Below are 25,548 nucleotides of genomic sequence, written 5' to 3' on the forward strand. Positions count from 1 at the left end.
ACCGCCCATATGACCGTATCAAACGATTAGCGACGCAGACCCAGAAGCTGGATCAGGCTACGGTAACGTTCAACATCCTTACGCTTCAGGTAGTCCAGCAGGTTACGACGCTGGTTTACCATGCGAATCAGACCACGACGGGAGTGATGATCCTTGTGATTCACCTTGAAGTGTCCCTGCAGGCCTTCGATGTTAGCAGTCAGCAGAGCCACCTGAACTTCAGGGGATCCAGTGTCGCCTTCAGTACGAGCGAATTTCTTCAGGATTTCAGCTTTCTTTTCAGCAGTCAAAGCCATTGTTCAATCTCCAGATAATATGCAATACAGAAAACCGGCATGACCGTGCATATTTACAGCCAGCCATCCAAACAACCGACGAAGTCTATCACTATGTTGTGAACGCGTCCAAAAAAACTATATAAGTAGTTGGCCACCCGGAATTTTTGCTGAATCAACCTTTGACCAGACGCCTGGGCGCAACCAGACCATCATCAGTAATTTCACCGATGCCCAGGAACACCATACCTTCAACACCTTCAGCAACTCCATAGATACGGACATTACCTGAGGTCGGCGCCTGGGGAACCTGGACGGGATTCCCCTGGGAAATGTAATAACTGCTGGTTGCACCCAGTTTTACCTGCGGCCAGTCACTGACAGCACTATCCTGAGGCAACAACAGGTCATCAATAACACGATCACCAGCCTTATTGCGGATTCTGGATAACTCCCTGAGGCGCTCTGACTGCCCCTGTTCCAGCTTGTCACGACCCAGCACTTCCGCCAGAGCGGACAGCTCGGCAAACTCAATACGCTCTTCGACACCCAGGGCAGACTCACGGGCTTCATCCCGCATCGCCGCAAGCTCATCAAGAGAATACGCCTGATGCTCAGTGTAAGGGCCTGCCTTAAGGCGCTTCAGCTCAGCAACATGACCAAGGCAACCCAGGGCCTCACCAATATCTTCAATCAACGTGCGGATATAGGTTCCCTTGGTACAATCCACTTCGAAAACACACTCATCACCCTCAAAATCCAGCAATTCCAGACGGTGAATGGTAATGGTGCGCGACGGACGCTCAATTTCAATACCTTCACGGGCATATTCGTACAGCGGCCTGCCGTTATGCTTGAGCGCCGAGTACATGCTGGGCACCTGCTCAACATTCCCCCGGAATTGTTGCAAAATAGCTTCCACATCAGAGCGGGTGACTGTCACCGGGCGCTCTTCGACGATCTCACCCTCGCGATCACCCGTAGTGGTTCTCACCCCCATTTTCATGGTGGTACGGTAGGATTTATCAGAATCGAGCAAATACTGGGAAAACTTGGTCGCCTCTCCCAGGCAGATGGGTAAAACGCCCGTCGCCAGTGGATCAAGACTGCCGGTATGGCCAGCCTTGGCAGCATTAAACAGCCGCTTCACCCGTTGGAGCACCTCATTGGAAGAAGCGCCATACATTTTATCAACCACAATAATGCCGTCCACCGGACGGCCCCGATTAGCGCGTCGACCTCTTCTGCCCATGACTTACTCCTCAGTACCTTCTTCTGAGCCCTTATCCGCTTTCGCGTCTCTGGCAACCGCCTGATCGATCAGTGAGGACAGGTAAGCCCCGCGCCGCAGACTGTTGTCATAGTAAAAGCGGAGCCGAGGGGTAAATCTCAGCTTGATGGCCTTAGCCAACTGAGAACGCAGGAACCCCGCCGCCTGACTCAATATCTCCAGGGATTGATCAATTTTTTCCTGGTCATCAACGCCCAGAAAAGAGACATAAACATCTGCAAAGGCAAGATCCCGGCTCACTTCGACCACACTGACCGTGACCATACCAAGACGGGGATCTTTCATTTCCAGTTGAATCAGCTGAGCCAGTTCTTTCTGAATCTGGTCGGCTACTCGCTGGGTACGACTGTACTCTTTAGCCATTGAATACTCACTCCGTAAACCACAATACCCATAAGGCATAAAAGGCACAGAGACACAAAGCAATCTTTCCCTTTGTGACTTTGTGCCTTTGCGGTTAAAAAAAGCCTGCGGAAGAAACCGCAGGCTCTGGCGTCTATCTCATATACATAACGTCACACACGTAACGAATTAAAGCGTACGCTGCACTTCAATTGTCTTGTAAACCTCAATCTTGTCACCAGGCTTAACGTCGTTGTAGCTCTTAACGGCGATACCACACTCCATACCGTTACGAACTTCGTTGACATCGTCCTTGTAACGACGCAGAGACTCCAGCTCACCTTCGTAGATCACCACGTTATCACGCAGTACGCGGATACGGTCGTTGCGGTACACAGTACCTTCAATAACCATACAGCCAGCCACCGCACCAAACTTCGGTGAACGGAATACTTCACGAACTTCGGCGGTACCCACGATCTGTTCACGGGTATCGGAGCCCAGCATACCGGTCAGCGCTTTCTTAACGTCATCAATGATGTCGTAGATAACACTGTAGTAACGCAGATCCAGCTCTTCGGACTCGACCACTTTACGGGCAGAAGCATCGGCACGAACGTTAAAGCCGACGATAACGGCGTTGGAAGCCAGGGCCAGGTTGGCGTCGGTTTCGGTAATACCACCAACACCGCCAGAGATTACCCTTACTTCGACCTCATCGTTGCCCTGCTCTTCCAGAGAAGCGGTCAGCGCCTCCAGGGAGCCTCGTACGTCCGCCTTGAGGACGATGTTGAGCGTCTTCTTATCTTCAGTACCCATTCTGGAGAACATATTCTCCAGTTTGGAAGCCTGTTGACGAGCCAGCTTGACTTCGCGGAACTTGCCTTGACGGAACAGGGCGATTTCACGGGCTTTACGCTCATCGCGAACCACCAGCATTTCGTCACCGGCATCCGGCGTACCATCCAGACCCAGAATCTCTACCGGGATAGAAGGACCCGCTTCTTTAATGGGCTGACCGTTCTCATCCAGCATGGCACGAACACGACCATACTGTTGTCCCACCAGGATATTATCACCCTGATTCAACTTACCGCCCTGAACCAGAACGGTAGCTACAGGACCACGGCCTTTATCCAGACGGGACTCAACGACCACGCCGCGGGCAGGCCCTTCGTCCGGAGCAGTCAACTCAAGTACTTCGGCCTGAAGAATAACCGCTTCCAGCAGATCCTCAACACCTTCCCCGGTCAGAGCGGACACTGGCATAAACTGCGTATCACCACCCCACTCCTCAGGAATAACGTCCCGGGCTGCCAACTCGTTTTTCACCCGATCCGGATCCGCTTCCGGCTTATCCATCTTGTTCACGGCAACCACGATGGGTACACCAGCCGCTTTCGCGTGCTGCACCGCTTCTTCGGTTTGAGGCATGACACCGTCGTCCGCAGCAACCACCAGGATGACGATATCCGTCGCCTTGGCACCACGGGCACGCATGGCAGTAAACGCCGCGTGTCCGGGCGTATCCAGGAAGGACACCATGCCACGATCTGTTTCTACATGGTACGCACCAATGTGCTGGGTAATACCACCGGCTTCACCAGCCTGAACGCGACTTTTACGGATGTAGTCCAGCAGCGAGGTCTTACCATGGTCAACGTGACCCATGACGGTAACTACCGGCGCACGGGGCCTGGCTTCGTAAGACACATCTTCCAGCTGATCATCCACCAGCGTATCTTCGATGGCATCCGCCTTGGTCAGCTTGTATTTGTGCCCCATTTCTTCAACCACGATACTGGCGGTATCCTGATCGATGACCTGGTTGATGGTTACCATGGAGCCCATTTTGAACATGGCCTTGATAACGTCAGCCGCCTTGATGGCCATCTTGCTGGCCAGCTCTGCAACCGTAATGGTTTCCGGAATGGAAACTTCACGCACCACCGGCGCTGTTGGCTTGGTAAAGCCGTGAGCAGCCATGGACTCAGGCGCCATGGTCCGGGCAAACTTGCGGCTGCCGCCACGGCGATCATCACGTTCGTTGCGACCACCTTTACCACGGCGCGGCAGATCGTCATTATCATTACGACGATCTTTACCCTTGCTGCCACGCTTGTTGCGGGACTTGCGGTCATCTGTCGGCGGTGGTGCATCACCGAAAGAAGGTGCCGCTGACGGCGCCGGTGCTCCACTGGTACGCGGACCACGATCACCACCAGGACGTGGGCCACGGTCACCACCAGAACGCTCACCACCCGGACGAGGACCACGATCACCAGAACGTGGGGCACGATCATCACTTCGAGCACCGCGCTCATCTTTCTGGCCACGATCATCCCTGCGTGGACCACGATCATCTTTACGCTGACCGCGATCATCCCGACGCTGACCACGCTCTTCCTGCTTATCAGAACGAGCAGCTGCCTGATCAGCTTTTGGAGCTTCTTCAGCGGCTTCGCGCTTGACGTAGGTACGTTTCTTACGCACTTCTACGTTAACAACTTTATTTTTGCCTGAACTGCCACCAGACACTTTCATGCGGCTGACCGTCTTACGCTTCAGCGTAATTTTGGTCGGTTCAGAACCGGTACCGGCATCACCATGAGTTCGCTTCAGGTGGGCCAGCAGTTGCTGTTTTTCTGCATCGGACACAGACTCTTTGGCGCTGCTTTTAGTAAGACCAGCGTCTTTCATCTGCTGCAACAACCGCTCCACTGGAGCGCCGACCACTGCTGCGAGTTGCTCTACGGTTACATCTGCCATTCACACTTCTCCTCTCAGTGGCCCGCTCAGTTACCCGCTTCTTCAAACCACGGTTTCCGCGCCGTCATGATCAGCTCGCCAGCCCGATCTTCATCCATTCCTTCAATATCCAGAAGGTCATCGATCGACTGTTCAGCCAGGTCTTCCATCGTGACGACACCGCGACTGGCCAGCTCATAGGCCAGTTGCTGCTCCATACCCTCCATATTCAGAAGGTCATCAGCAGGCTGGGTACCATCGAGTTTTTCTTCCTGGGCAATGGCCTGAGTCAATAACTGATCCTTGGCCCTTGAGCGCAACTGTTCAACGATATCTTCATCAAAGCCTTCAATAGCCAGCATCTCCTCCAGGGGAACGTAGGCAATCTCTTCCATGGAGGTAAAACCTTCCGCCACCAGCAGTTCAGCCAGATCATCATCAACATCCAGCCTTTCCATAAAGGTCTGAACCACGCGACCGGCTTCCTGCTGCTGTTTGGCGGCGGCATCCTCTTCTGTCATGACATTCAGGGTCCAGCCGGTCAGTTCACTGGCAAGGCGGACATTCTGGCCACCACGCCCAATCGCCTGGGCCAGGTTATCTTCACTGACAGCAATATCCATCGTGCCTTTATCTTCATCGACAATGATCGAAGCCACTTCCGCTGGCTGCATGGCATTAATCACGTACTGAACCGGGTTGTCATCGTAAAGAACAATATCAACACGCTCATTACCCAGCTCACCGGAGACCGCCTGAACCCGGGCACCGCGCATACCGACACAGGCACCGACTGGATCAATCCGGCCATCATTGGTTTTCACGGCAATCTTGGCCCGTGAACCCGGATCCCTGGCCGCACCCTTGATTTCAATCACCTCTTCTGAAATCTCAGGAACTTCAATACGGAACAGCTCAATCAGCATCGCCGGGGCCGTTCTTGAAAGCATCAACTGAGGGCCACGACCCTCTGTTGACAATTCATGGAGCAGGGCCCGCACGTGAGCGCCCATTCTGAAGTTCTCGCGAGGCAGTATCTGATCTTTCTTTAATACCGCTTCAGCGTTATTGCCAAGATCAACAATAATGCTGTCCCGTGTGGTCTTCTTGACGGTACCGGAAATCAGGGTACCCATCTTGTCACGGTACTGCTCAACCATCTGCAGGCGCTCAGCTTCACGTACCTTCTGAACAATCACCTGCTTGGCTGTCTGGGCAGCAATACGGCCAAAGCCTACCGATTCAACCGGTTCTTCCCAGATACCACCAATTTCAAGAGACTCATCCTGCTCCTTGCCTTCATCCAGGGTCAGATGCATGCCGGCAAATTCAAAATCTTCGTCAGCAACGACAGTCCAGCGACGGAATGTATCGTATTCCCCATTAGCCCGGTTGATCGCCACCCGGATATCCACTTCGGTTTCGTACCGTTTTTTGGTCGCTGTCGCCAGAGCGGTTTCCAACGCCTCAAAGATTACCTCGGGCGGTACTCCCTTCTCATTGGATACGGACTCTACGACCAACAGAATCTCTTTACTCATGCTCTGCCTCGCCTATGCTGAACCAGTCCATGCCTATGCCAACACATCCCTGGCTGCTAAACCGGGATATCCGCCCGGCCTGAAGGATAATTCAGTCGAACTGTGGTATCACCTGTGCCTTATCAATACTCTCGATTGGCAACAGAAGCTCATGGCCATCGGCCTCTATAACGACATCCTGATCTTCAATTCCCTTGATGATGCCCCGATACTTTCTGCGCCCCTCAAAAGGCACCCTCAGGCGTATACTGACCATATAGCCAGCCATCATCTCATACTGCTCAAGCCGGAACAGCGGCCTGTCCAATCCCGGAGAAGATACTTCCAGGGTATATTCGTCCGCAATGGGGTCTTCAACGTCCATAACGGCACTCACCTGGCGACTGACCTGTTCACAATCATCCAGGGTGATGCCATTTTCTGCATCGATATAGACCCGAAGCAGCGAATTCCGCCCACGGGAAACAAACTCAATACCCCAGAGACGGTAATCAAGCGACGCCACGATCGGCTCGATAAGTGCCTCCAGCTGCGACTGCTTACCTGCCACGACTGAATACCTGCCAAAAAAACAAAAAAAGGGCTATAAAGCCCCATATATTCGCACAATGGCCAGAACAGCCATCACACATCAATTACTCGCTACCTAACAAAAAACCCCACAAAGGGGGTTTTCCAGGATTTGGTAGCGGGGGCTGGATTCGAACCAACGACCTTCGGGTTATGAGCCCGACGAGCTACCAGGCTGCTCCACCCCGCATCAAAGTGTTCATCAGTATACTTCGGCAAGAGCCAGCTGACAACCTCTCCCCAATATCAAATATACTGATCCAAAAGCAAAGAATCAGCTCTGAATTCAAACCACTGTACTTTGCAAAAGCTGCCTGCAAAACAGTAATGTTAAAACTCTATTCCATAAAAAACGGTTCTATTATCTACCTTTTCCTGGAACTGTCAACTCGACCGAAGCACTCCCGAACACCTACCGCTTCATCAGTACACACAAAACCAACAGGGCCATTGCCATCATCCCCAGGGCAATGACTAATCCGGACAAAAGTTCCAAAGCCGATAGGCTGGCTATAGAGACAAAGCCACGAATACCGGTAATTCCCTCCAGAAAAGTAATAAGAAGAAAAAATATTAACAAAGCGGTTAACAGTTTAATGTTCCAGAGTCCAAACCGAAACTTTCTACCCATAACAAAAACGGAATTTATGTCTTTGCCAAAAGAGTATGCGCCATTAAAAAAGCAGGGGCACTTCCCCGGGCTCCGGCAATGTCTTTCTGCCCCTTCTGAACAGCATCGGCAAGAGCATCCCACAGGGCAGTCCATTACCCGGTTCTGGTTGTATTCACCATATAAGATCATTGCATGATCACCACAAGAAGGCCGCTGCAGCGGATCGTATTGGGAAGGCATCCCCTGCCGGGCAGGGTGGTTTGTGTTTTTCCGATAGTCGGCATAATAGTCAAGACACAATTGAAAAAATACCAGATCACTATCCGGAAAAATGGCTTTACCACCAATAATCATACCGTGACCGACTTGCCGGGCATTCTCTTTCCTGGCTATTTTTTTTACCGGGCTTTTCTCTCTTTTTTTGGCTTTCAGCGGTCGCCATCGTCTGGAAACTGGCAGAAATCCTTTTGTGATCCTGCCATTGTGCATAAAAACAAACAGATCACCTGCCACCCGGGGTTGAGGGCAATGGCTGCTGAATGATGGTCGATGAGCTGAGCAACTGTTCGGCCAGCAGCGCCGGTGAAGCTTAAGAGGACGGAATAAAAAAGGATGAAACAGATAAGGGCGAATAAAACTCTGCAGAGGATATATACGACGAGACCTTAATGATCGGTTAACAATATCATTCCGCCCGGATAAATCTTTATTGTTATCCTGCTCATCCTGCCCGACAGGAACCGTCAAAGACCGGCCGCGCCGTTCATAACCGGCAATTTCAAACCCGGCAAAGCCACCCCGCCTGCCAATAACCGGGAACCCGGATGAGCGGCTATGCCCTGAGCGGTCAATCCCGTCAACCGCATATAACCCGGACAGGGTTTCAGAGTTACCAGTAATACCGATCATTTAGATGCCATCTGTGAACAATTGCCGGTCAACGGCCATCAATTAATAATACGGATATTTATTCATCAGAGCGTCCGGAGTTCGCAAAAGAACATAAGGTTTTCTACCCTGTTGCCCATGAATATACTTTTATACAACGATCTCAACGCAGACCAGATACCCGGCTTTGCCAAAGTTCGCAAAGCCCTTGAGCGCAATAACTTCCAGCAGGCGGATGTGCGCAAGATCGGGGATAACCTCTAACGCGCACGACTGAACCGCAACGACCGGCTGTTATTCTCCCTGCACCGTTACAATGGCAAGCCCTATTGCCTGATTCTGGAGTATATCCGCAATCACGCCTATGAAAAGTCCCGTTTCCTGGAGCGGGGGGTAACCATTGATGAGAAAAAAATTCCGGTGATTAATACTCCGGAAACAGAGTCCCCGGCAGAACTGACTTACCTCAATACCGACCACGACCGATTCAACCTGCTGGACAAGATTATCTCCTTCGACGGTGAACAGCAGTCTGTCTACCACTTACCGCCGCCGCTGGTGATTATCGGCAGCGCTGGCAGCGGCAAAACCGCCCTGACCCTGGAGAAAATGAAGCAGGCAACGGGCGATGTGCTCTATGTCAGCCACTCCCCGTTTCTGGTACAAAGTGCCCGAAATCTTTACTACGCCCACCACTACGACAATGAAGAACAGAATGTGGAATTCCTCTCCTTCCGGGAGTTTCTGGAGAGCATTCGGGTACCCGCCGGACGGGAAGTGACGCTGAAAGACTTCGAAGGCTGGTTCCAGCGCCATAAGGGCAACAGCAAACAGAAAGACCCTCATAAACTCTTTGAGGAGTTCCGGGGCGTGCTGAGTGGCCCTTCCAACGAGTCACCCTGGCTCTCCCGTGATGAGTACCTGAAGCTGGGGGTTAAGCAATCCATCTTCAGTGATGAAGAGCGTCCGGGCGTTTACGACCTGTTCGATAAATACCGGCAGTTCCTGGAAAAGGAGCAGTTATACGACACTAACATTATCAGCCACCGCTACCTGGCCAGCGCCGAACCCCAATACGACTTTATCGTGGTGGATGAGGTACAGGACATTACCAACATTCAGCTCTACCTGATACTGAAGACCCTTCGGCATCCGGGCCACTTTATTCTCTGTGGTGACTCCAACCAGATTGTCCACCCGAACTTTTTCTCCTGGTCCAAGGTCAAGACCCTGTTTTTCGAGCAGCAGGGCCTGACCGGTGAGGGCGAAATTATCCGGATACTCCAGTCCAATTACCGCAATGCACCGGTGATCACCCATATTGCCAACCGGATTCTGAAACTGAAGCACGCACGCTTTGGCTCCATCGATAAAGAGAGCAACTACCTGGTCAACAGCATTGGCGAACACCGGGGGCAACTGCAATTACTGGCAGACAGCCAGAAAGTGAAACAGGACCTGGACAACAAAACCGCCCGCTCCACCCGCTTTGCCGTGCTGGTGATGCACCCGGACCAGAAAGCTGCCGCCCGCCAGTGGTTCAATACGCCGCTGGTCTTCTCCATTCAGGAGGCCAAGGGTCTGGAATACGACAATATCATTCTTTACAACTTTATCAGCGATGAAGAAAAGAGCTTCCGGGATATTGCCGCGGGTGTCGACCCCGCCGCGCTGGAAAAAGAGACACTGGAATACGCCAGGGCGAAAAACAAACAGGACAAATCCCTGGAGGTCTACAAGTTCTATATCAACGCTCTCTATGTAGCCATTACCCGGGCGGTAAGCAACCTCTACATTATCGAAGCCAACCAGAAACATCCGTTAATGCGGCTACTGGATCTGGAAAGATTTACCGGTGACCTGCAGATGGATAAGCAGGACTCCAGCCTGGATGAGTTGCAAAAAGAGGCCCGCAAGCTGGAATTGCAGGGCAAGCAGGAACAGGCCGATGAGATCCGCAGCCGGATACTGCAGCAAAAGCCAGTACCCTGGCCGGTACTTGATCGCACGGCCTTCACGCAACTTCAGCAAGAAGCCATAAGTGGCAATAACAAGAAAAAACAGCTGCTGGCTTTGGAATACGCCCTGATCCACTGGCATCAACCCATGCTTAATCAGTTGATCAGCAGCGACTTTAAACCCGCCACTCAGACGGAAGAAAAAGCGGTCAAACAGCTGCATCAAAAGCACTACATGACCTACGACCTCAATAACCCCGGCAGTGTATTGCGCGATACGGAGAAATACGGCATCGACCACCGCACTATCTTCAACCTGACTCCGTTGATGGTTGCTGCCCGGCTTGGCAATGCTGGCCTGGTCAGAGACCTGATGGAGCGCGGTGCCAACCCGGATCTGTCCGGCAGCCATGGTCTCAACGCCCTGCAGATAGCCCTGGAACAGGCGCTGATGGATGAGCGCTATGCCCGCCATAAACTGGCTCCGGTCTACAGCAGTCTGGAACCGGACAGCCTGCCCATTCAGGCCCAGGGCCGGCTGATCAAGCTGGACAAGCGCCTGATGGGGCTGTTTGTACTGAACCTGATGTTTGCCATGTTTTATCGCAAACTGGGCGAACTGGCTGGCAGAGGTGACGGTTTCTCAGCCAAAGCCATTACCGAATGGGTGCAAACCCTGCCTGATGAGGTCTTGCCACAACGGCGGAAGAAGCAGAGTTACATCAGCAGTATTCTCTCCGGCAATGAGGTAGACCGTGATGCGCCCTACAACCGCAAGTTGTTCAAGCGCATCCGTCGTGGGCATTACATCATCAACCCCGGTATAAAACTGCGCCGGGGCGAGGAATGGGTCGCCGTGCATGAACTGTTAAGGCCGGAAGACCTGGGCTTCAAACCGAGCTGGATGAACCTGAAAGAGGATCAGCTGATCTTTAAGCACCGGTATGAACATTTCGACCAGAACCGCTGGAAAAATCTCACGGCCTATTGTGAGTACATTCGAAAACTTCAGGAGCAGGTAGATAAAGAACTTGAAGAACGCCGAGTGAAGTCCCGGCTGGACATCCAAAATGAGGAACTTACCAGCGGATAGGCTGTAGCAACGCCACACTCGGCTACCCGCAACTATCGGCTACCCGCAACGTCGGGATTACTTTTGCAGGAAGCATTCTCAATCCAAGCCATCAGCCGCAGCACTTCTTATACTTACGCCCGCTACCACAGGGGCAGGGATCATTTCTTCCTACCTTAGGGTGTTGTCTGACCAGCGGCTGTGCAGGTTTCCCGGGAGAGGCGGAGTGAAAGGGCCGTTGCCGACCCGGCAGCTGTGTCGACCTGCGTGTTTGTGGATTGGTTTTTCTGGCTGGCCAGGGCCTCGACACACGCTGAACATCCTCCGGCTCAGCGTTACTCCCCACAGGCGCACGCTCAGCGGGCTTCTCCGCCGGCCGACTGCTGTTAAAGCTTGCCCAGCCTTCAAACTCAGCCACACAGTCATCAATCAGGGCAAAGCTTTCATAGGAAGGGAACCGCAGGTCACCGGGATGCTCCTGTAACATTGCCGTCAACCGCTCCCTGCCCATAAATGAATCGGTCAGTAATCCCCGGTCAAACACCTCCAGAACGGAAGCTTCCAGCCCGGCAGTTCCGGCGATAATGCAGTTAGAGACCAGCCCATCCCAAACGGGGTTGTGCTGCGGCTCAAGCCTCCCATTAAATAACTCTTCAAAGTAGCTGACCAGCGTCTTACGAGTCAAAAACCCATGGAAAACCAGAATCGTCAGGCAGGTCAGGCAGGAAGAGCGAACGTGAGGATGGACCGCGGTATTTTCAATCACCTGCTTCAGCGGTGACACGTCACATCCGTCACCGGTACCACTTTCACTGTTTGCGGCACCGGCCATCGCTGAAGCCAGTATTCGTGCCAGGCTTTCACTGACCACATAACCGAGCAGTCGGTTAACCGTCCGGGGGCTGGCAGACACGATCCGGAGCATTACCGGCAATGCCTTTGATTCACGAAACTGGGCCAGCAGGTAAAAGGCAAAAAAAACCAGATCCGCTCGCTGGCCTTCGGGCATCTCACCCCCCTGCCCGGCAACGCTTTCCAGATACTCAAGCAGGCGCGGAATCAATTCTGCCCGCTGCTCACTGGCCGCCAGCAGTGCTTCTCTGGGTAGCTCACCCATTACATGGTTTGATAACCGGTTGATAACATCGTCAATGGTCACGGGTACTCATCCTGTCTCTTGTCGCTATTTTGGTATAAGCATAGCTTCTCAGAGTCAGTACGAGCCGCAGGAATCCAACATCCACCGATAAGGGTTCATCACCACCATCCAGCACCTTATAAACCACCCAGTGCAAACGATGCTTCTGTTCACCCGGGCATCGGTTAGTCCCGCATTACAAGGAAACCAGATCAGACACAATACGGCAGAGGTCAGGAAGATTCACGTTCGAAAGACGCAGGGGATAAAAACGAAAGCACAAAAAAAAGGCCATCAAAGACCTTTTTTAAGCGATTACTGTCAAACAGCAACCTTAAACTGAAGCTCAGCAAAAAAAAGTTAATTTTGCCGTATACCATCAAGGCAGCAAGTAAAACGACATATTTAGTCTATTTTACTAACCCTTTTACATTACACATTGATCTTATTGGTGCCGAAGACGAGACTCGAACTCGTACGCCCATACAGGCACTGCCCCCTCAAGACAGCGTGTCTACCAATTCCACCACTTCGGCCTTGACTGCCGCTCTCGCGACAGAAAAATTATTTCTGAAAACTCTTTATAAATCAATAAGATTTTCAATCTTACTGAGCGTTTTCAGAGTTGCTGGAGCCATCACTCTCAACGGGCTGAGACTCTAACACAGGCGCATCGCTTTCGGTAGTGTTTTCTAATGAATCAACCGCAAAAGGTGCATCATTAACCGGCACAATCTGTTCAACCTGAACAGAAGGCAAACCGGCATCAGCAACACTGTCAGCCTTCTGCCTGGCCATCATTGCCAGACCGATACTGGTAACGAAAAAGATCGTTGCCAGAATAGCGGTTGTACGACTCAGAAAGTTCGCTGAGCCCTGACTTCCAAACACCGTCTGAGAAGCCCCTGAGCCAAAACTGGCTCCTGTTTCTGCACCTTTGCCCTGCTGCAGCATGATCATAGCGATCACGCCAACAGCTACCAGCACGTGCACAAGAAGAATAATGGTTTCCATTACTATCCCGCAGCGTGACAAATCACCTTGAAATCAGCAGCTACCAGCGAAGCACCACCGATCAGACCACCATCAACATCAGGCTGGCTCATCAGTTCTGCCGCGTTGTCAGCCTTCATGCTACCACCATACAGAACACGGGTTCTGTCCGCCATGGACGGATCGCTTTCTGCCAGCAGCGCACGAATTTCAGCATGAACTTCCTGCGCCTGTTCCGGGGTTGCAGTCAGACCAGTGCCAATAGCCCAAACTGGTTCATAGGCAATTACAAAATTAGCCAGACGCTCCGAACCAGCAGCTCGAAGCACCGTATTGATCTGATGAGCCACTACTTTCATAGTGTCACCAGCTTCGCGCTCTGACAGGGTCTCACCAACACAAAGGACTGGCACCAGACCCTGATCCACCAGGGCGCAGAATTTCGCGGCCACATCGGCATCGGTTTCGCCATACAGGGAACGACGCTCAGAGTGACCAATCAGTACATATTCACAGCCAAGGTCTTTGGCCATCAGAGGAGAGATTTCACCAGTGTAGGCTCCAGACAGCTTATCGGAGGCATTTTGCACACCAAATTTAACCGGAGACCCCTTCAGCAAGTCGCGTACCTGCTGAATGTATACGCTAGGTGGAAAAACAAGCACCTCAGCCTTGGTTTCAAGCCCTGAAAGGATTCCATCAACAAGTTCACGGATACTGTCTGAAGACCCATTCATCTTCCAGTTTCCAGCTACCAGTGGCTGACGCATACTGCTTACCTCTTTGATCGCGAGGCCGGAATACTAACCTGAAAGACGCCAACATACAATAAGTCAAGTCCTCTGAGCTGATTGTAATCAGGGCCATACCCGGACAGCACCGTCCCGTTGCAGGCCAATGCCTGCAACGGGCATCAATCAGCATATTTCCTGCTCAGCTCCTGCTCAACTGCTGCTCAACTCCTGCTCAACCACTTTTGCCAGCTTTTCAGCCTGAGCCTTTACCTGGGCGCCATCTTCACCCTCTACCATCACCCGGATAACCGGTTCTGTTCCGGAAGGTCGCAGAAGGACACGGCCTTTGCCAGCCATTTCCTGCTCCGCTTTTTTTACCGCGTCAACAATACCGGGAATGCTATCAGTATCCCGCTTATTCTGAACCCGGACATTGATCATCACCTGGGGATAAAGGGTAATCGCACTCACCATTTCTGACAGAGACTGACCGGCTGTCTGCATGGCCTTTAATACTTTCAGTGCCGATACAATACCATCACCGGTGGTCGAGGCATCGCGACAGATAATATGGCCTGAAGACTCACCACCGAGCTGCCAGTCATTGGCTATCAGCAACTCATTCACATAACGGTCACCAACATTGGCCCGGGCGAAGGGAATCCCGGCGGCTTCCAGGGCTTTCTCCATCCCCAGATTGGTCATCAACGTGCCCACCACACCACCATTCAACACCCCTCTGGAGTGGCGGTCCATAGCGATAATAAAGAGCAGCTGGTCGCCATCGACGACCTCCCCCTTATCATCCACCATAATGACCCGGTCACCATCACCGTCAAAAGCAATCCCCAGATCTGCACCGGTTTCCCGGACTCTGGCCGCCATGCCTTCCGGCCTGGTAGAGCCTGCATTCTCATTGATATTGACGCCATCCGGATGAGTGCCCATCGTGATCACTTCAGCACCCAGTTCACGAAAAACTGCAGGCCCAACCAGATAAGTTGCACCATGACCGGCATCGATCACCATTTTCATGCCACGCAGATCCAGCTGCTGGGAAGTGCTGCCCTTGCAGTACTCAATGTAGCGGCCTGCAGCATCATCCATCCGGGTCACTTTTCCCAGGCTCTGGGAATCAACTACCTCAATTTCTGACTCAAGCAATGCTTCAATCCTCAGCTCGACGTCATCCGACAGCTTGGTACCGTCACCGGCAAAGAACTTTATACCATTGTCGTAAAACGGGTTATGGGAGGCGCTGATCACAATACCCGCCTGCCCATTAAAGGTCCGGGTCAGATAGGCAATGGCAGGGGTTGGCATTGGGCCGGTCAGGACAACATCGATACCGGCAGCAGACAGCCCCGCCTCCAGGGCTGATTCAAACATGTAACCGGAGATCCGGGTATCCTTGCCAATAATAACTTTCCCTTCACCCTGTTCAGCCAGGACACGACCCGCTGCCCAGCCCAGCTTAAGGACAAAATCCGGTGTAATTGGAAAGTCACCAACCTTCCCTCGAATTCCGTCGGTACCAAAATATTTTCGCGCCATAGCCGTTTACCAAAGGTCTCTGTAAGCAATAGCCGGTAATCATCGCACTCATTCAAGTGAACCACCAGTACCATCAGGATATGTTGAAAGGCGAAGAGGATTTACAGAACGACAGAGGCTGGATATTCAATAACCAGTGAGCGATTACCCACCACTCTGGAAGCACAATCTCCAGACTGGCAGGCGTCATTATTTGAAATAACAAACTTACGCTTCGTCAACGGCCTGAAGTAAACGCAGGACATCGACCGTTTCCCTGACATCATGCACACGGATGATATGAGCACCCGCCTGTGCAGCCAGCATGGCTGCCGCCAGGCTGCCCGGCAGCCGGTCTTCGGTGTCGCGGTCTAACGTTGCCCCAATAAAGGACTTTCTGGACATACCTGCCAGGACCGGCAGCCCTGGTTCATGAAAGCGGCGAAAACCCTTCAGCATCTCAAGGTCATGCACCGGCGTTTTACCAAACATACCGCCCCCAAAGCCGGGATCCAGTATTAAGCGTTCCCTGACAATCCCGGCATTCTCACAGCGCTCCACACAATCCTGCAGATACTGGCAGACCTCTGCAACAACATCACCATAAACAGGGACAACCCCTGGCTCAGGTTGATCAACGAGGGAATGCATCAAAATAATGGGTACATTGGTTTCTGCTGCAGCTTCCAATGCTCCCTCACGATGCAGCGCCCGGACATCATTAATAATCCCCGCGCCAGCCTGCACTGCCTCTTTCATCACCAGAGGAGAGCTGGTATCGATAGAGATAATGACATTGAAGCGCGATACCAGACCTTCGATGACCGGCAGGACCCGCTCCAGTTCCTGTTCCTGTGCTGGCGCGCCTGAAGCACCGGGGCGTGTTGACTCACCACCAATATCCAGAATATCCGCCCCGTCCTTGATCATCTGTTCGGCAACCTTCAACCAGCTATCAGAACAGCGGCTCCCTTCATAAAAAGAGTCTGGTGTAACGTTTAAAACCCCCATAACCCTGGGCTTATTCAGATCCAGTATTTTCCCTGCACAATTCAACTTAAATTCGTTGCTCATAAAAGCTCCTCTGATCCCCGGACAGTCAAACGTTCTTATTCACAGGCGACTGTCCTGACAAGTCACTACCCTGAAGTTGGTATACCCAAAGTAGCCACAAACACCGATAACAATGTTGCCAGGTAGAAGACATAAAAAAGGGCAGGATAAACCTGCCCTTCACAATCATAGACCTGACCTGGTATCAGTGCTCCCCGGCGGGGCCACCAATCGAACTGCCAGAATCTTTTTTATCACCGCCTTCAGTCTTGTCGTCAGCCATCACTTCAGAGTCATCGGCAGCTTTGACACCACTGTCATCGTTATCGCCTGAATCCTTCGGAGGGCGAACTTCACGGCCAGTCATAATGTCATCAATCTGATCACTATCGATGGTTTCATACTGAATCAGAGCCTCAGCCATTTTATCCAGCTTGTCGCGATTGTCGACGAGAATCTGGTTGGCGCGGGAATAGCATTCATCAACTACCCGGCGAACTTCCTCATCAATAAGCTTCGCCGTTTCTCCGGAGACATTCATTCTGGAGCCACCACTGCCGTAGTTTTTACCCAGGAATACCTCACCCTCATCCTCATCGTAAAGCAGTGGACCCAGCTTTTCGGACAGGCCCCATTTGGTCACCATGCTTCTGGCAATCTGGGTAGCGCGCTGAATATCGTTAGAGGCACCGGTGGTTACACCATCTTTGCCCAACGTCATCTCTTCAGCGATACGGCCGCCAAACAGCGAGCATATCTGGCTAAGCAGCGCCTGGCGGCTCTGGCTGTAGCGATCCTCTTCAGGCAGGAACATGGTCACCCCAAGTGCCCGGCCTCGCGGAATAATACTCACTTTGTAGACTGGATCATGGTCCGGAACCAATCGACCAACGATGGCATGGCCGGCTTCATGATAAGCCGTATTGCTCTTCTCCTTATCACTCATGACCATGGACTTGCGCTCAGCGCCCATCATGATTTTGTCTTTCGCCAGATCAAACTCTTTCTGGCCAACGGTGCGCTGGTTAGCCCGTGCCGCAAAGAGTGCCGCTTCGTTAACCAGATTAGCCAGGTCGGCACCGGAGAATCCGGGAGTACCACGGGCAATAACCGAAGGCTGCACATTGTCAGAAACCGGAACCTTGCGCATATGCACTTTAAGGATCTGCTCACGACCACGGATATCCGGCAAGCCAACCACCACCTGACGATCAAAACGACCGGGACGCAATAACGCAGGGTCAAGAACATCAGGACGGTTGGTAGCAGCAATTACAATAATACCGTCGTTCGCTTCAAAACCGTCCATCTCAACCAGCAGCTGGTTGAGGGTCTGTTCACGTTCATCGTGACCACCGCCCATACCGGCACCACGGTGACGACCGACCGCATCAATCTCGTCAATAAAGATAATGCAGGGTGCCTGCTTCTTGGCCTGTTCAAACATGTCACGGACACGGGAGGCACCAACACCCACAAACATTTCAACAAAGTCAGAACCGGAGATGGTAAAGAACGGAACCTTGGCCTCACCGGCAATCGCTTTGGCGATCAGGGTTTTACCGGTACCCGGAGGACCCACCATCAGAACGCCCCGGGGAATACGACCACCCAGACGCTGGAATTTACCGGGATCCTTCAGGAAGTCCACCAGCTCCTGGACATCTTCCTTGGCTTCTTCAACACCGGCCACATCGGCAAACGTGGTTTTGATCTGATCTTCAGACAGCAGACGGGCCTTGCTTTTGCCAAAGCTCATCGGGCCACCCCGGCCTCCGCCGCCGCCCTGCATCTGACGCATAAAGAACATAAATACCGCAAGAATCACCAGAATCGGGAAGCTGGCTACCAATAGCTGTGTCCAGATGCTCTGCTTTTCAATAGGCTTGGATTCAACCTGAACCTTGCCCAGCAGGAGTTCATCCATCAGTTTGTTGTCTGGCACCGTGGGCGGCAGGTTGGTTTCAAAACGTTCACTGTTGTTTAACAGGCCGGTGATGGTAAAACCATCAATGACAACCTTACTGACCTGCCGATTTTCTACCATGCTGATGAAGTCAGAATAGGCAACCTTCTGGGTAGACGACTGCATGCCATCAAAGTTTTTAAAGACGGTCAATAGCACCAAGGCGATTATGACCCAGAGAATCAAATTTTTTGCCATATCATTCAAGGGGCTAACCTCTCTTGAGCGTACTTAAGCCTCAGGTAATCGTTTATATTGAGCACGTTCCCCTGGCTCGCTGTGATTATGTATAAATGCTTATTTGCAACGATACACGATCAGCGGACGGTGTGACAGTGATTGTCTTCTATCATGCTGATTAATGCATCCTATTATTTCAACGCCCGGTATTATCCCCTGAAGCCTGTGGCCAGCAGATATACTTCTCTAGAGCGCGCCCTGGAAGCCGTAGGCTTGCGAGTCTGCACTTTGTCAAAACTGGTTTTCATATCTTTCAGACAGGCATCAAAACCTTCACCCTGAAATACCTTGACCAGAAAAACACCTCCTTTACGCAATACCTGCCTGGACAGATCCAGTGCCAGTTCAACAAGGTACATGGCATTGGGCTGATCAACGCAGAGTGCTCCACTCATATTGGGGGCCATATCGGAAATTACAAGGTCTACCCGGTCCGAGCCGATGGTTTCAAGTATTTGTTCCAGCACCGCATCTTCTGTGAAATCACCCTGAACAAAGTCAACCCCGGCGATAGGATCCATTGGCAGAATATCAGAAGCAACCACCCGCCCCTGATCACCAGCCAGCTCAACCGCTACCTGAGACCAGCCACCGGGCGCCGCGCCAAGATCAACCACCCGAATACCCGAGCGAAAGAGTTTATCTTTCTCCTGAATCTCCAGAAGTTTATAACTGGCCCTGGATCGCCACCCGTCTTTTTGCGACTGCTTGACATAATGGTCATCAAAGTGCTCTTTTAACCAGCGACCACTACTTTTGGATCTCGCCATAATCTTTTTGCAAACTGCCTGTAAATTAAGCCTGAACCGAAAGGAATAAAAGTTTACACCTGAGGGCAGCTGGTATTTCCATCAGCCTGCAAAGTGAAAGTCATGAAAATAATATCTTATACGTCCTGACTGTGACAGCAGAAGACGACAGAAGATCAAGCGGTAAATTAGGTATTATTGTGCATTGCAAGCTAACACGTTCCACACCCTTGTGTGGGTCAAGCGCTTTGGCAGCCCTGTGCTGGTAGAGTTGACATTAATCAACAGTAGTAACCCCATCAAGAGGATAAGTATTGTTCAACCTGTTCAACTAACGGTAAAAAAATACCCGACTCAATCAAACAACCCATGCCCGGAAGTGAGCAGCATGGAAGTCAGCTTATCATGATCCAGAGCCTCACCACTGAGCACACAGGCCAGAATCTCACTGCCAAACAATTGTGGCGAGAGAATAACATCGGCCTTGACTTGCCTTATTTTTTTCATGTTTTTAGCGTCATTAACGACAAGGACTGTTTTGATGCCAGGATTCATTTCTCTCGCAGTCAGTACGATAAATGCGTTCGATGCATCGTCATCAGTAAGTGCCAGCAAAGCGCGGCAATTCATGATTCCGGCACTGTCCAACACGGTATTATCCGTACTGTCCCCGGAGATCAAGTCCAGCTTTTGCCCTACCTTCTGTTCTATCTGGGAAAATTCATCTTGTGTACGCACCGTGACCACCGTTAAATCGAGGCCCCGCTGCTTCAGTTGACTAATCGTCCCCATTGCCAGAATGGAAGTACCACAGATGATAAAATGATCTGCCCTTTTCATAGCCTGCTCTCTGCCTTTAACCAGTTTGCCGATACCACTGCGAATGACCGGCCCAAAAACCGTAGTGAGTGACGTAGCGAACACAGTAATACCCGCGACGATCATAGACACGGTGAACAACCGGGCCGACTCTGTTTTTGGAATAATGTCGCCATACCCGACCGTCGTCATCGTAACAATGGAAAAGTAGAAAGCTGTTACCAGGCTATCAATTTCCGGCGAAAAACCACTGCCGAAATAGAGTGCGCCGTAACTGGCATAAAATAATAAAATGGTGAAACTGATGATGGCAAAAATACCCCCTGCGGTTGCACTGGAACGATTGAAATCTCTTCCCAGCAACAGTATTCCCACCAGCGTCAAGGCACAAAAAAGTATTCTTGTCCGAAGCAGGGGATAAAAATGAACGGTAAAAGCCAATGTAATAATTAACAGAAATACACTGACAGCCCAGGCAGTTCTTGCCCGGAACAACATACCCAGCGCATTCAGCATCAGGAAAACACTGAGCAAAAACCATGGCCCACCGGCCACATCAGACCAGTCAATATCAACCAGATTGTTGATCTGAAAAAGATCCGGCAGATTAACCGGCATCCCCCAGATGGTTTTAAAAATCAGCAACCCATTGGCAAAAACAGCAAAGGCGACAAATGAGTGCCTGAATTCAAGCCAGAAACTCACCAGCCTTCGCCACAAATGAGTGTAATCGCCCAACGCGCCACCTTTGTCTGGTTGCCCGCTGCAAGTCTAGTACATGATTCCAATGAATTGGATGCGCTCAAGGAAAAACGAAAGTTAAAATAGAGGGTTAATGGAGTCGCAGCCACACTTCCCTCAGCCGCCAGAAAGCGCTAGCATGCGCCACCAGAAGCTTGAATAGGCATTAGTTCACTCTCTTCGACGCCCAGTCAATGACCGTGAAGTGCGCTATGAACAGTACTTCTCTGTCCCCAACCTGCATTAACGAAAACTTCTCCGGAAAAATAAGGTCATACCCATCATCAGAAATCGTGTATGACGATTCGTTATTAAAGAAATTATCAGGAATTGCAAACATGAGCTTGAATGCAGCCAAAAAGAAGCATTTTCGTACCATCGGCCACAACCTGAACCCTGTCGTCATTGTGGCAGACAAGGGGCTGACGGATGGCGTGGTTGAAGAGACATTGCGTGCGCTGAATGACCATGAACTGATCAAGGTCAAATTCGCCATTGGTGACCGGGAAATCCGCCAGCAACTGATCAGCGAACTGATCAGCGCTACAAACTCTGACCTTATTCAGACGATTGGCAAAATCGCACTGATTTTCAAAGCCGCCGACAAACCTAACCCGGCACTTTCAAACCTGCTGAGAGTCTAGGAGCCTGACCACAGAAAAGGCCACAATTGTGGCCTGTATCAACGCCCGTTGGCAAAAATTTACCGCCCTGCCACTTTTGTCGCCAGAATTGCCTGAAGCTTATAGATATTGGTCTTGCCATTAAATTCCATCGACATTGGCTCTGGCTGGCCGGAAATCCATATTTTCAGTTCTGCATCCAGATCAAAATGACCGGCAGACTCTACAGTAAACATGGTGATCGACTTATAAGGTATTGAGCGATATTCAACCTTACGTCCGGTAAGCCCCTGTTTATCGATAAAAATCAAACGGTGACTGGTCAAAACCACCATATCCCGAACCAGCTTATAGGCCAGCTCTATTGACTCCGACGGGGTAAGAATGGTTGCCAGATCTTCCATTGCTTTTTCGTTGGTCATCTCACCTGCATTGCCCAGCAGGGCATCAAACAGACCCATAGCATTTCTCCAAAATTTTTAACAGGTTATCCACAAGCAAACAGGAACATCTGAAAAGCGGAAATATTTATCCACGCTGCAGCACAAAACAACCTGCCAACAAGTATCGTTTTTGGGGGAACGACATTTGGGTCGGATGGCAGATGATCAAATGTTCAATGAGTTTAGGCCCTCCCGATCTTATTCGGAATCCATCATCGTCAGCAATGCCTTGATGAACTCCTTCCTTTTCATCTGGTAATGATTAACAGGCTGGGTGGTCGCTAACCAACCATTAACTCTGTGCATAAAATCATTACGATAAATATGGCTATGCAATTTCATTTGAAGATTATCCGTCAGTCCATGAAGGCGTTGCTTCTCTTCCTGGAGCCAACCAATCCGGCCGTCAGATCTGCCGGGGTCCCTTTCAGAGTACAAGGCAATAAAATCCCTGCCTTTATTCAGGGTAAGCAGTGAGCGTATAAGCAAACCGCAAATACGGTCCCAGGTGTTTTGTGGATTGTTGAACAGAATGGTTCGGGGTACATCAAATACTGCTCCGCTACGCAATTGCTCGGTCAGTGGATCAAGGTTGTTAATGAAGTTTTCCAGCGTATCGTTCAGTAGCCTGGTTTCTTCAGCAAACGACAAACACCTTACCAGCCTCTCAACGCCGGGCACGTGAACAGCCAATCGTGCTGCACTTCCATGGGCAACCCGGGCGTCAATACTAACCTGAAGTCCCATGGTTTTAGTAGCCAAATCACCGTCCCTGAGCTGAATACTATAGGTATTTGGTAGTTTAATTGCCTGACATCCCGGGATTGGCCAGACAATGACGCTTCTGGGGATTTCCAAATCCCTGTCGTTGTTCATGGCCTGCAGCTTGTGAAAAAGTGTTCTGGCAGACGCTTCTGTCGTACAAATAATGTCAATATCATTAAATATCGAGCAGAGGTTCTGTAAAAAACGCGAGTATGAACCGGTGATCAGAATGGGGGGGTCGGGATAAGAACCATTGATGTCCTGAATAATCCCCAAGGTTTTCAGCGTCAACGCATTTAACCGCTGAACCTGACCCTCCGGCAAAACCAGTTCACCTGTTTTTGCCAGTGGCTTCTGCGATTGGGCGGCACTGACGGTAACAGCCTGAGTAGCAGACATATTCCCCGCTGTGCCGCCTTCATCCCGGCATTCCTTGACCGGACAGGGGAATGAGCGTTCCTTGCCAGAATCGGCAACGGTCCCCTCATGCTGGTAGGCAGAGGCCCCATGCCCGAGAGGACGACCACAGCCCCACCTGGAGCCAACGTTATTTACCCGTTTAAACAGTAACTCGTCCATTATATTGACTTCTGAGCTACGTTGTTCAAGCCAGAAGCCTAAAGCATTACGCAACTTGCTTTTCACAGGGAAATTCTGAAGGTATTCCAGAACCTGGTCCTTGTGGATTTGTCGTCCATCAACAAACTGCCTCGTTATACAACAGTGTGCCAGGAAGAAAAAATGGATGCGTGAGTTCTGAAATGAACTCCTCAGTGATTTGATGGATTGGAGTACCTGTTCTGCGGGCACTCGCTGATGATCAATTGGCAGCTCGTGCTGCAACGCCATGAATTTCAATATACATTGCAACCGATGTTGCTCATCGTCTTTGACCGATACATTGCTCAGGACTTGCCAAGCCTCCTGGAGTATATCCCGGGCTTCACTGGTTTCATCAAATTGCTGTGATTGTTTCAGCCTTTGAATGAGATACCGGGCTTGCCTTACAGAATGATCCCCGGGTAATTCATTAAATGCTTTCAATACTTCCCGGTTATTTAGATAGTTGCCATTCAATTCTCTTGCATTCAATGCCAGCTGAACATAAAAAATAGCCCTTTCGAGTAACCAGCCACCGCGCTCATAATCCTTGACCACTGCTGCCGATGTGACCTGCCGACCATGCAACAGCACTCCCCTCAGGCAACACTGTTCTTTAAAGCGCACCAGCTCCAGTTCTGCCCTGGCCGCCTGATAATCCTTGACCACCGCATCCGGTGTGACCGGCTGGCCGTGCAAGAGCAGCCCCCCCAGGCAACATTCTGCTTTGAAGCGTGCCAGCTCCAGTTTTGCCCTGGCGGCCTGATAATCCTCAACCACCACATCCGGGGTCACCGGCTGGCCATTCAGCGGCAGGTCCCTCAGGCAACATTCCGCTTTGAAGCGCGCCAGTTCCAGTGTTGCCCGAACTGCCTGATAACCCTCAACCACCTCATCCGTAATGATCTGCTGGCCATTCAACACCAAGCCCCTCAGGCAACATTCTGCCTTGAAGCGCGCAACCGCCAGTTTGCCCTCCGGGCTATCCGGGAAACCCGTGACTACAGCATCCGGTGTAACCTGCTGGCCATTCAGGAGCAAGCCCCTCAGGCAACAAGATTGCCTGAAGCGCGCTGACTCAAGTGTTGCCCTGGCTGCCTGATAATCCTTAACCACCGCATCCGGTGTGACCTGCTGGCCATTCAGGAGCAGTCCCCTCAGGCAACATTCCGCCCTGAACCGCACGAGTTCCAGAGTTACCCTGGCTGCCTGATAAGCCTTAACCACCGCATCTGGTGTAACCTGCTGGCCATTCAACAGCAGACCCCTCAGACAACATTCCGCTTTGAAGCGCGCCAGCTCCAGTGTTGCCCTGGTTGCCTGATAATTTCCAGCCACTTCATCCGGCGTGACTGGCTGACCATTGAGCGGCAGGCCCCTCAGGCAACATCGTTCACGGAACCTTGCTATCCCGAGTTGGCCTTTCGGACTGTCCGGGAACGCCATAATCACCGCATCCGGTGTAACTTTCCGGCCATTCAACGGCAACCCACTCAGACAGCATTCTGCCTTGAAGCGTGCCTCCGGCAGTGTCGCCCTGGCTGCCTGATACTCCCTAACCACTGCATCCGGTGTGACCTGCTGGCCATTAAACGACAGGCCCTTCAGGCAACATTGTTCCATGAAGTGCGCCAGCTCCAGGGTTGCGTTGACTGCCTGATAAGTCCTGGACAACGCATCCGGTGTAACCGGCTGACCATTCAACGACAGACCCTTCAGGCAACATTGCTCCTGAAAGCGCGCTATCCCCAGTTTGCCTTCCGTGCTCTCGGGAAACGCCTTAACCACCTCATCCGGTGTGACCTGCTGGCCATTCAACCGCAGTCCCCTCAGACAGCATTCCGCTTTGAAGT

At 51.5% G+C, this 25,548-nt stretch carries 20 protein-coding genes, 2 tRNA genes and 2 pseudogenes; 3 read left to right on the forward strand and 21 right to left on the reverse strand.

The window, feature by feature from the left end; translation table 11 throughout:
• Positions 1-26 precede the first annotated feature (26 nt).
• From rpsO to KDK13_RS11580, 8 genes are all read right to left on the reverse strand, one after another.
• A complete protein-coding gene (rpsO, locus tag KDK13_RS11545) occupies positions 27-296 on the reverse strand; it encodes a 30S ribosomal protein S15 (protein ID WP_257285123.1) in 270 nt (89 codons plus the stop codon).
• Between the two features lie 154 nt (positions 297-450).
• Positions 451-1,527, reverse strand: coding sequence for a tRNA pseudouridine(55) synthase TruB (gene truB, locus KDK13_RS11550; RefSeq protein ID WP_257285124.1), 1,077 nt, complete (start codon positions 1,525-1,527; stop codon positions 451-453).
• Between the two features lie 3 nt (positions 1,528-1,530).
• Positions 1,531-1,929 carry a 30S ribosome-binding factor RbfA gene (gene rbfA, locus KDK13_RS11555; protein ID WP_257285125.1) on the reverse strand — a complete coding sequence of 133 codons (399 nt, stop codon included), beginning with the start codon at positions 1,927-1,929 and terminating at the stop codon, positions 1,531-1,533.
• A 168-nt stretch (positions 1,930-2,097) separates the two neighbouring features.
• A complete protein-coding gene (gene infB, locus KDK13_RS11560) occupies positions 2,098-4,677 on the reverse strand; it encodes a translation initiation factor IF-2 (RefSeq protein ID WP_257285126.1) in 2,580 nt (859 codons plus the stop codon).
• A gap of 26 nt (positions 4,678-4,703) precedes the next feature.
• Positions 4,704-6,197 (reverse strand): transcription termination factor NusA, encoded by a 1,494-nt coding sequence (gene nusA, locus KDK13_RS11565; protein ID WP_257285127.1) that lies wholly within the window; start codon positions 6,195-6,197, stop codon positions 4,704-4,706.
• 91 nt (positions 6,198-6,288) lie between these two features.
• On the reverse strand, positions 6,289-6,747 hold the full coding sequence (rimP, locus tag KDK13_RS11570; protein WP_257285128.1) for a ribosome maturation factor RimP: 459 nt from the start codon (positions 6,745-6,747) through the stop codon (positions 6,289-6,291).
• Between the two features lie 133 nt (positions 6,748-6,880).
• A tRNA-Met gene (locus KDK13_RS11575) sits at positions 6,881-6,957 on the reverse strand.
• A 222-nt stretch (positions 6,958-7,179) separates the two neighbouring features.
• Positions 7,180-8,289 (reverse strand): hypothetical protein, encoded by a 1,110-nt coding sequence (locus KDK13_RS11580; RefSeq protein ID WP_257285129.1) that lies wholly within the window; start codon positions 8,287-8,289, stop codon positions 7,180-7,182.
• A 117-nt stretch (positions 8,290-8,406) separates the two neighbouring features.
• On the opposite strand from KDK13_RS11580, the gene KDK13_RS11585 reads away from it, so the two are divergent.
• Positions 8,407-8,532 (forward strand): hypothetical protein, encoded by a 126-nt coding sequence (locus KDK13_RS11585; RefSeq protein ID WP_257285130.1) that lies wholly within the window; start codon positions 8,407-8,409, stop codon positions 8,530-8,532.
• 156 nt (positions 8,533-8,688) lie between these two features.
• Complete coding sequence (locus KDK13_RS11590) at positions 8,689-11,319, forward strand: UvrD-helicase domain-containing protein (RefSeq protein ID WP_257285131.1); 2,631 nt, start codon at positions 8,689-8,691, stop codon at positions 11,317-11,319.
• A 91-nt stretch (positions 11,320-11,410) separates the two neighbouring features.
• Here KDK13_RS11590 and KDK13_RS11595 read toward each other — a convergent pair.
• The 11 genes and pseudogenes from KDK13_RS11595 to kch form a co-directional block, all read right to left on the reverse strand.
• Positions 11,411-11,488 (reverse strand): annotated as a pseudogene (locus KDK13_RS11595) (SEC-C metal-binding domain-containing protein); the annotation flags it as partial.
• Between the two features lie 258 nt (positions 11,489-11,746).
• Positions 11,747-12,415: pseudogene (locus KDK13_RS11600) on the reverse strand (DUF1186 domain-containing protein); the annotation flags it as partial.
• 31 nt (positions 12,416-12,446) lie between these two features.
• A complete protein-coding gene (locus tag KDK13_RS11605) occupies positions 12,447-12,593 on the reverse strand; it encodes a hypothetical protein (protein ID WP_257285132.1) in 147 nt (48 codons plus the stop codon).
• A gap of 292 nt (positions 12,594-12,885) precedes the next feature.
• A tRNA-Leu gene (locus KDK13_RS11610) sits at positions 12,886-12,972 on the reverse strand.
• A 70-nt stretch (positions 12,973-13,042) separates the two neighbouring features.
• On the reverse strand, positions 13,043-13,450 hold the full coding sequence (gene secG / locus KDK13_RS11615) for a preprotein translocase subunit SecG (protein ID WP_257285133.1): 408 nt from the start codon (positions 13,448-13,450) through the stop codon (positions 13,043-13,045).
• A 2-nt stretch (positions 13,451-13,452) separates the two neighbouring features.
• The gene (gene tpiA / locus KDK13_RS11620; RefSeq protein WP_257285134.1) at positions 13,453-14,199 is read right to left on the reverse strand and encodes a triose-phosphate isomerase; all 747 of its coding nucleotides are present in this window, start codon (positions 14,197-14,199) and stop codon (positions 13,453-13,455) included.
• A gap of 174 nt (positions 14,200-14,373) precedes the next feature.
• Positions 14,374-15,717, reverse strand: coding sequence for a phosphoglucosamine mutase (gene glmM, locus KDK13_RS11625; protein WP_257285135.1), 1,344 nt, complete (start codon positions 15,715-15,717; stop codon positions 14,374-14,376).
• Positions 15,718-15,924: 207 nt separating this feature from the next.
• Positions 15,925-16,770, reverse strand: coding sequence for a dihydropteroate synthase (gene folP / locus KDK13_RS11630; RefSeq protein WP_257285136.1), 846 nt, complete (start codon positions 16,768-16,770; stop codon positions 15,925-15,927).
• A 184-nt stretch (positions 16,771-16,954) separates the two neighbouring features.
• Positions 16,955-18,913: an ATP-dependent zinc metalloprotease FtsH gene (gene ftsH / locus KDK13_RS11635; RefSeq protein ID WP_257285142.1), complete on the reverse strand. Its 1,959-nt coding sequence runs from the start codon at positions 18,911-18,913 to the stop codon at positions 16,955-16,957.
• Between the two features lie 191 nt (positions 18,914-19,104).
• Complete coding sequence (rlmE, locus tag KDK13_RS11640) at positions 19,105-19,725, reverse strand: 23S rRNA (uridine(2552)-2'-O)-methyltransferase RlmE (protein WP_257285137.1); 621 nt, start codon at positions 19,723-19,725, stop codon at positions 19,105-19,107.
• 333 nt (positions 19,726-20,058) lie between these two features.
• Complete coding sequence (gene kch, locus KDK13_RS11645; RefSeq protein ID WP_257285138.1) at positions 20,059-21,261, reverse strand: voltage-gated potassium channel protein; 1,203 nt, start codon at positions 21,259-21,261, stop codon at positions 20,059-20,061.
• A gap of 341 nt (positions 21,262-21,602) precedes the next feature.
• On the opposite strand from kch, the gene KDK13_RS11650 reads away from it, so the two are divergent.
• Positions 21,603-21,908, forward strand: a complete 306-nt coding sequence (locus KDK13_RS11650; protein ID WP_257285139.1) for a YhbY family RNA-binding protein — start codon at positions 21,603-21,605, stop codon at positions 21,906-21,908.
• Positions 21,909-21,967: 59 nt separating this feature from the next.
• On the opposite strand, the gene KDK13_RS11655 is transcribed toward KDK13_RS11650, so the two are convergent.
• Both KDK13_RS11655 and KDK13_RS11660 read right to left on the reverse strand, forming a co-directional pair.
• On the reverse strand, positions 21,968-22,348 hold the full coding sequence (locus tag KDK13_RS11655) for a PH domain-containing protein (protein WP_257285140.1): 381 nt from the start codon (positions 22,346-22,348) through the stop codon (positions 21,968-21,970).
• A gap of 180 nt (positions 22,349-22,528) precedes the next feature.
• Positions 22,529-25,548: hypothetical protein (locus KDK13_RS11660; protein WP_257285141.1), on the reverse strand; the 3,020-nt coding region annotated here is incomplete at its 5' end.

Origin of the sequence: Endozoicomonas sp. SESOKO1 (genome assembly GCF_024606265.1) — a bacterium.
Taxonomy (GTDB): Bacteria; Pseudomonadota; Gammaproteobacteria; order Pseudomonadales; family Endozoicomonadaceae; genus Endozoicomonas.

What these genes read in the sequence shown, in the direction of transcription:
- rpsO (WP_257285123.1), bottom strand. Translation starts at nt 296, where the DNA reads ATGGCTTTGACTGCTGAAAAGAAAGCTGAAATCCTGAAGAAATTCGCT.
- truB (WP_257285124.1), bottom strand. Translation starts at nt 1,527, where the DNA reads ATGGGCAGAAGAGGTCGACGCGCTAATCGGGGCCGTCCGGTGGACGGC.
- rbfA (WP_257285125.1), bottom strand. Translation starts at nt 1,929, where the DNA reads ATGGCTAAAGAGTACAGTCGTACCCAGCGAGTAGCCGACCAGATTCAG.
- infB (WP_257285126.1), bottom strand. Translation starts at nt 4,677, where the DNA reads ATGGCAGATGTAACCGTAGAGCAACTCGCAGCAGTGGTCGGCGCTCCA.
- nusA (WP_257285127.1), bottom strand. Translation starts at nt 6,197, where the DNA reads ATGAGTAAAGAGATTCTGTTGGTCGTAGAGTCCGTATCCAATGAGAAG.
- KDK13_RS11580 (WP_257285129.1), bottom strand. Translation starts at nt 8,289, where the DNA reads ATGATCGGTATTACTGGTAACTCTGAAACCCTGTCCGGGTTATATGCG.
- KDK13_RS11585 (WP_257285130.1), top strand. Translation starts at nt 8,407, where the DNA reads ATGAATATACTTTTATACAACGATCTCAACGCAGACCAGATACCCGGC.
- secG (WP_257285133.1), bottom strand. Translation starts at nt 13,450, where the DNA reads ATGGAAACCATTATTCTTCTTGTGCACGTGCTGGTAGCTGTTGGCGTG.
- tpiA (WP_257285134.1), bottom strand. Translation starts at nt 14,199, where the DNA reads ATGCGTCAGCCACTGGTAGCTGGAAACTGGAAGATGAATGGGTCTTCA.
- glmM (WP_257285135.1), bottom strand. Translation starts at nt 15,717, where the DNA reads ATGGCGCGAAAATATTTTGGTACCGACGGAATTCGAGGGAAGGTTGGT.
- folP (WP_257285136.1), bottom strand. Translation starts at nt 16,770, where the DNA reads ATGAGCAACGAATTTAAGTTGAATTGTGCAGGGAAAATACTGGATCTG.
- ftsH (WP_257285142.1), bottom strand. Translation starts at nt 18,913, where the DNA reads ATGGCAAAAAATTTGATTCTCTGGGTCATAATCGCCTTGGTGCTATTG.
- rlmE (WP_257285137.1), bottom strand. Translation starts at nt 19,725, where the DNA reads ATGGCGAGATCCAAAAGTAGTGGTCGCTGGTTAAAAGAGCACTTTGAT.
- KDK13_RS11650 (WP_257285139.1), top strand. Translation starts at nt 21,603, where the DNA reads ATGAGCTTGAATGCAGCCAAAAAGAAGCATTTTCGTACCATCGGCCAC.
- KDK13_RS11655 (WP_257285140.1), bottom strand. Translation starts at nt 22,348, where the DNA reads ATGGGTCTGTTTGATGCCCTGCTGGGCAATGCAGGTGAGATGACCAAC.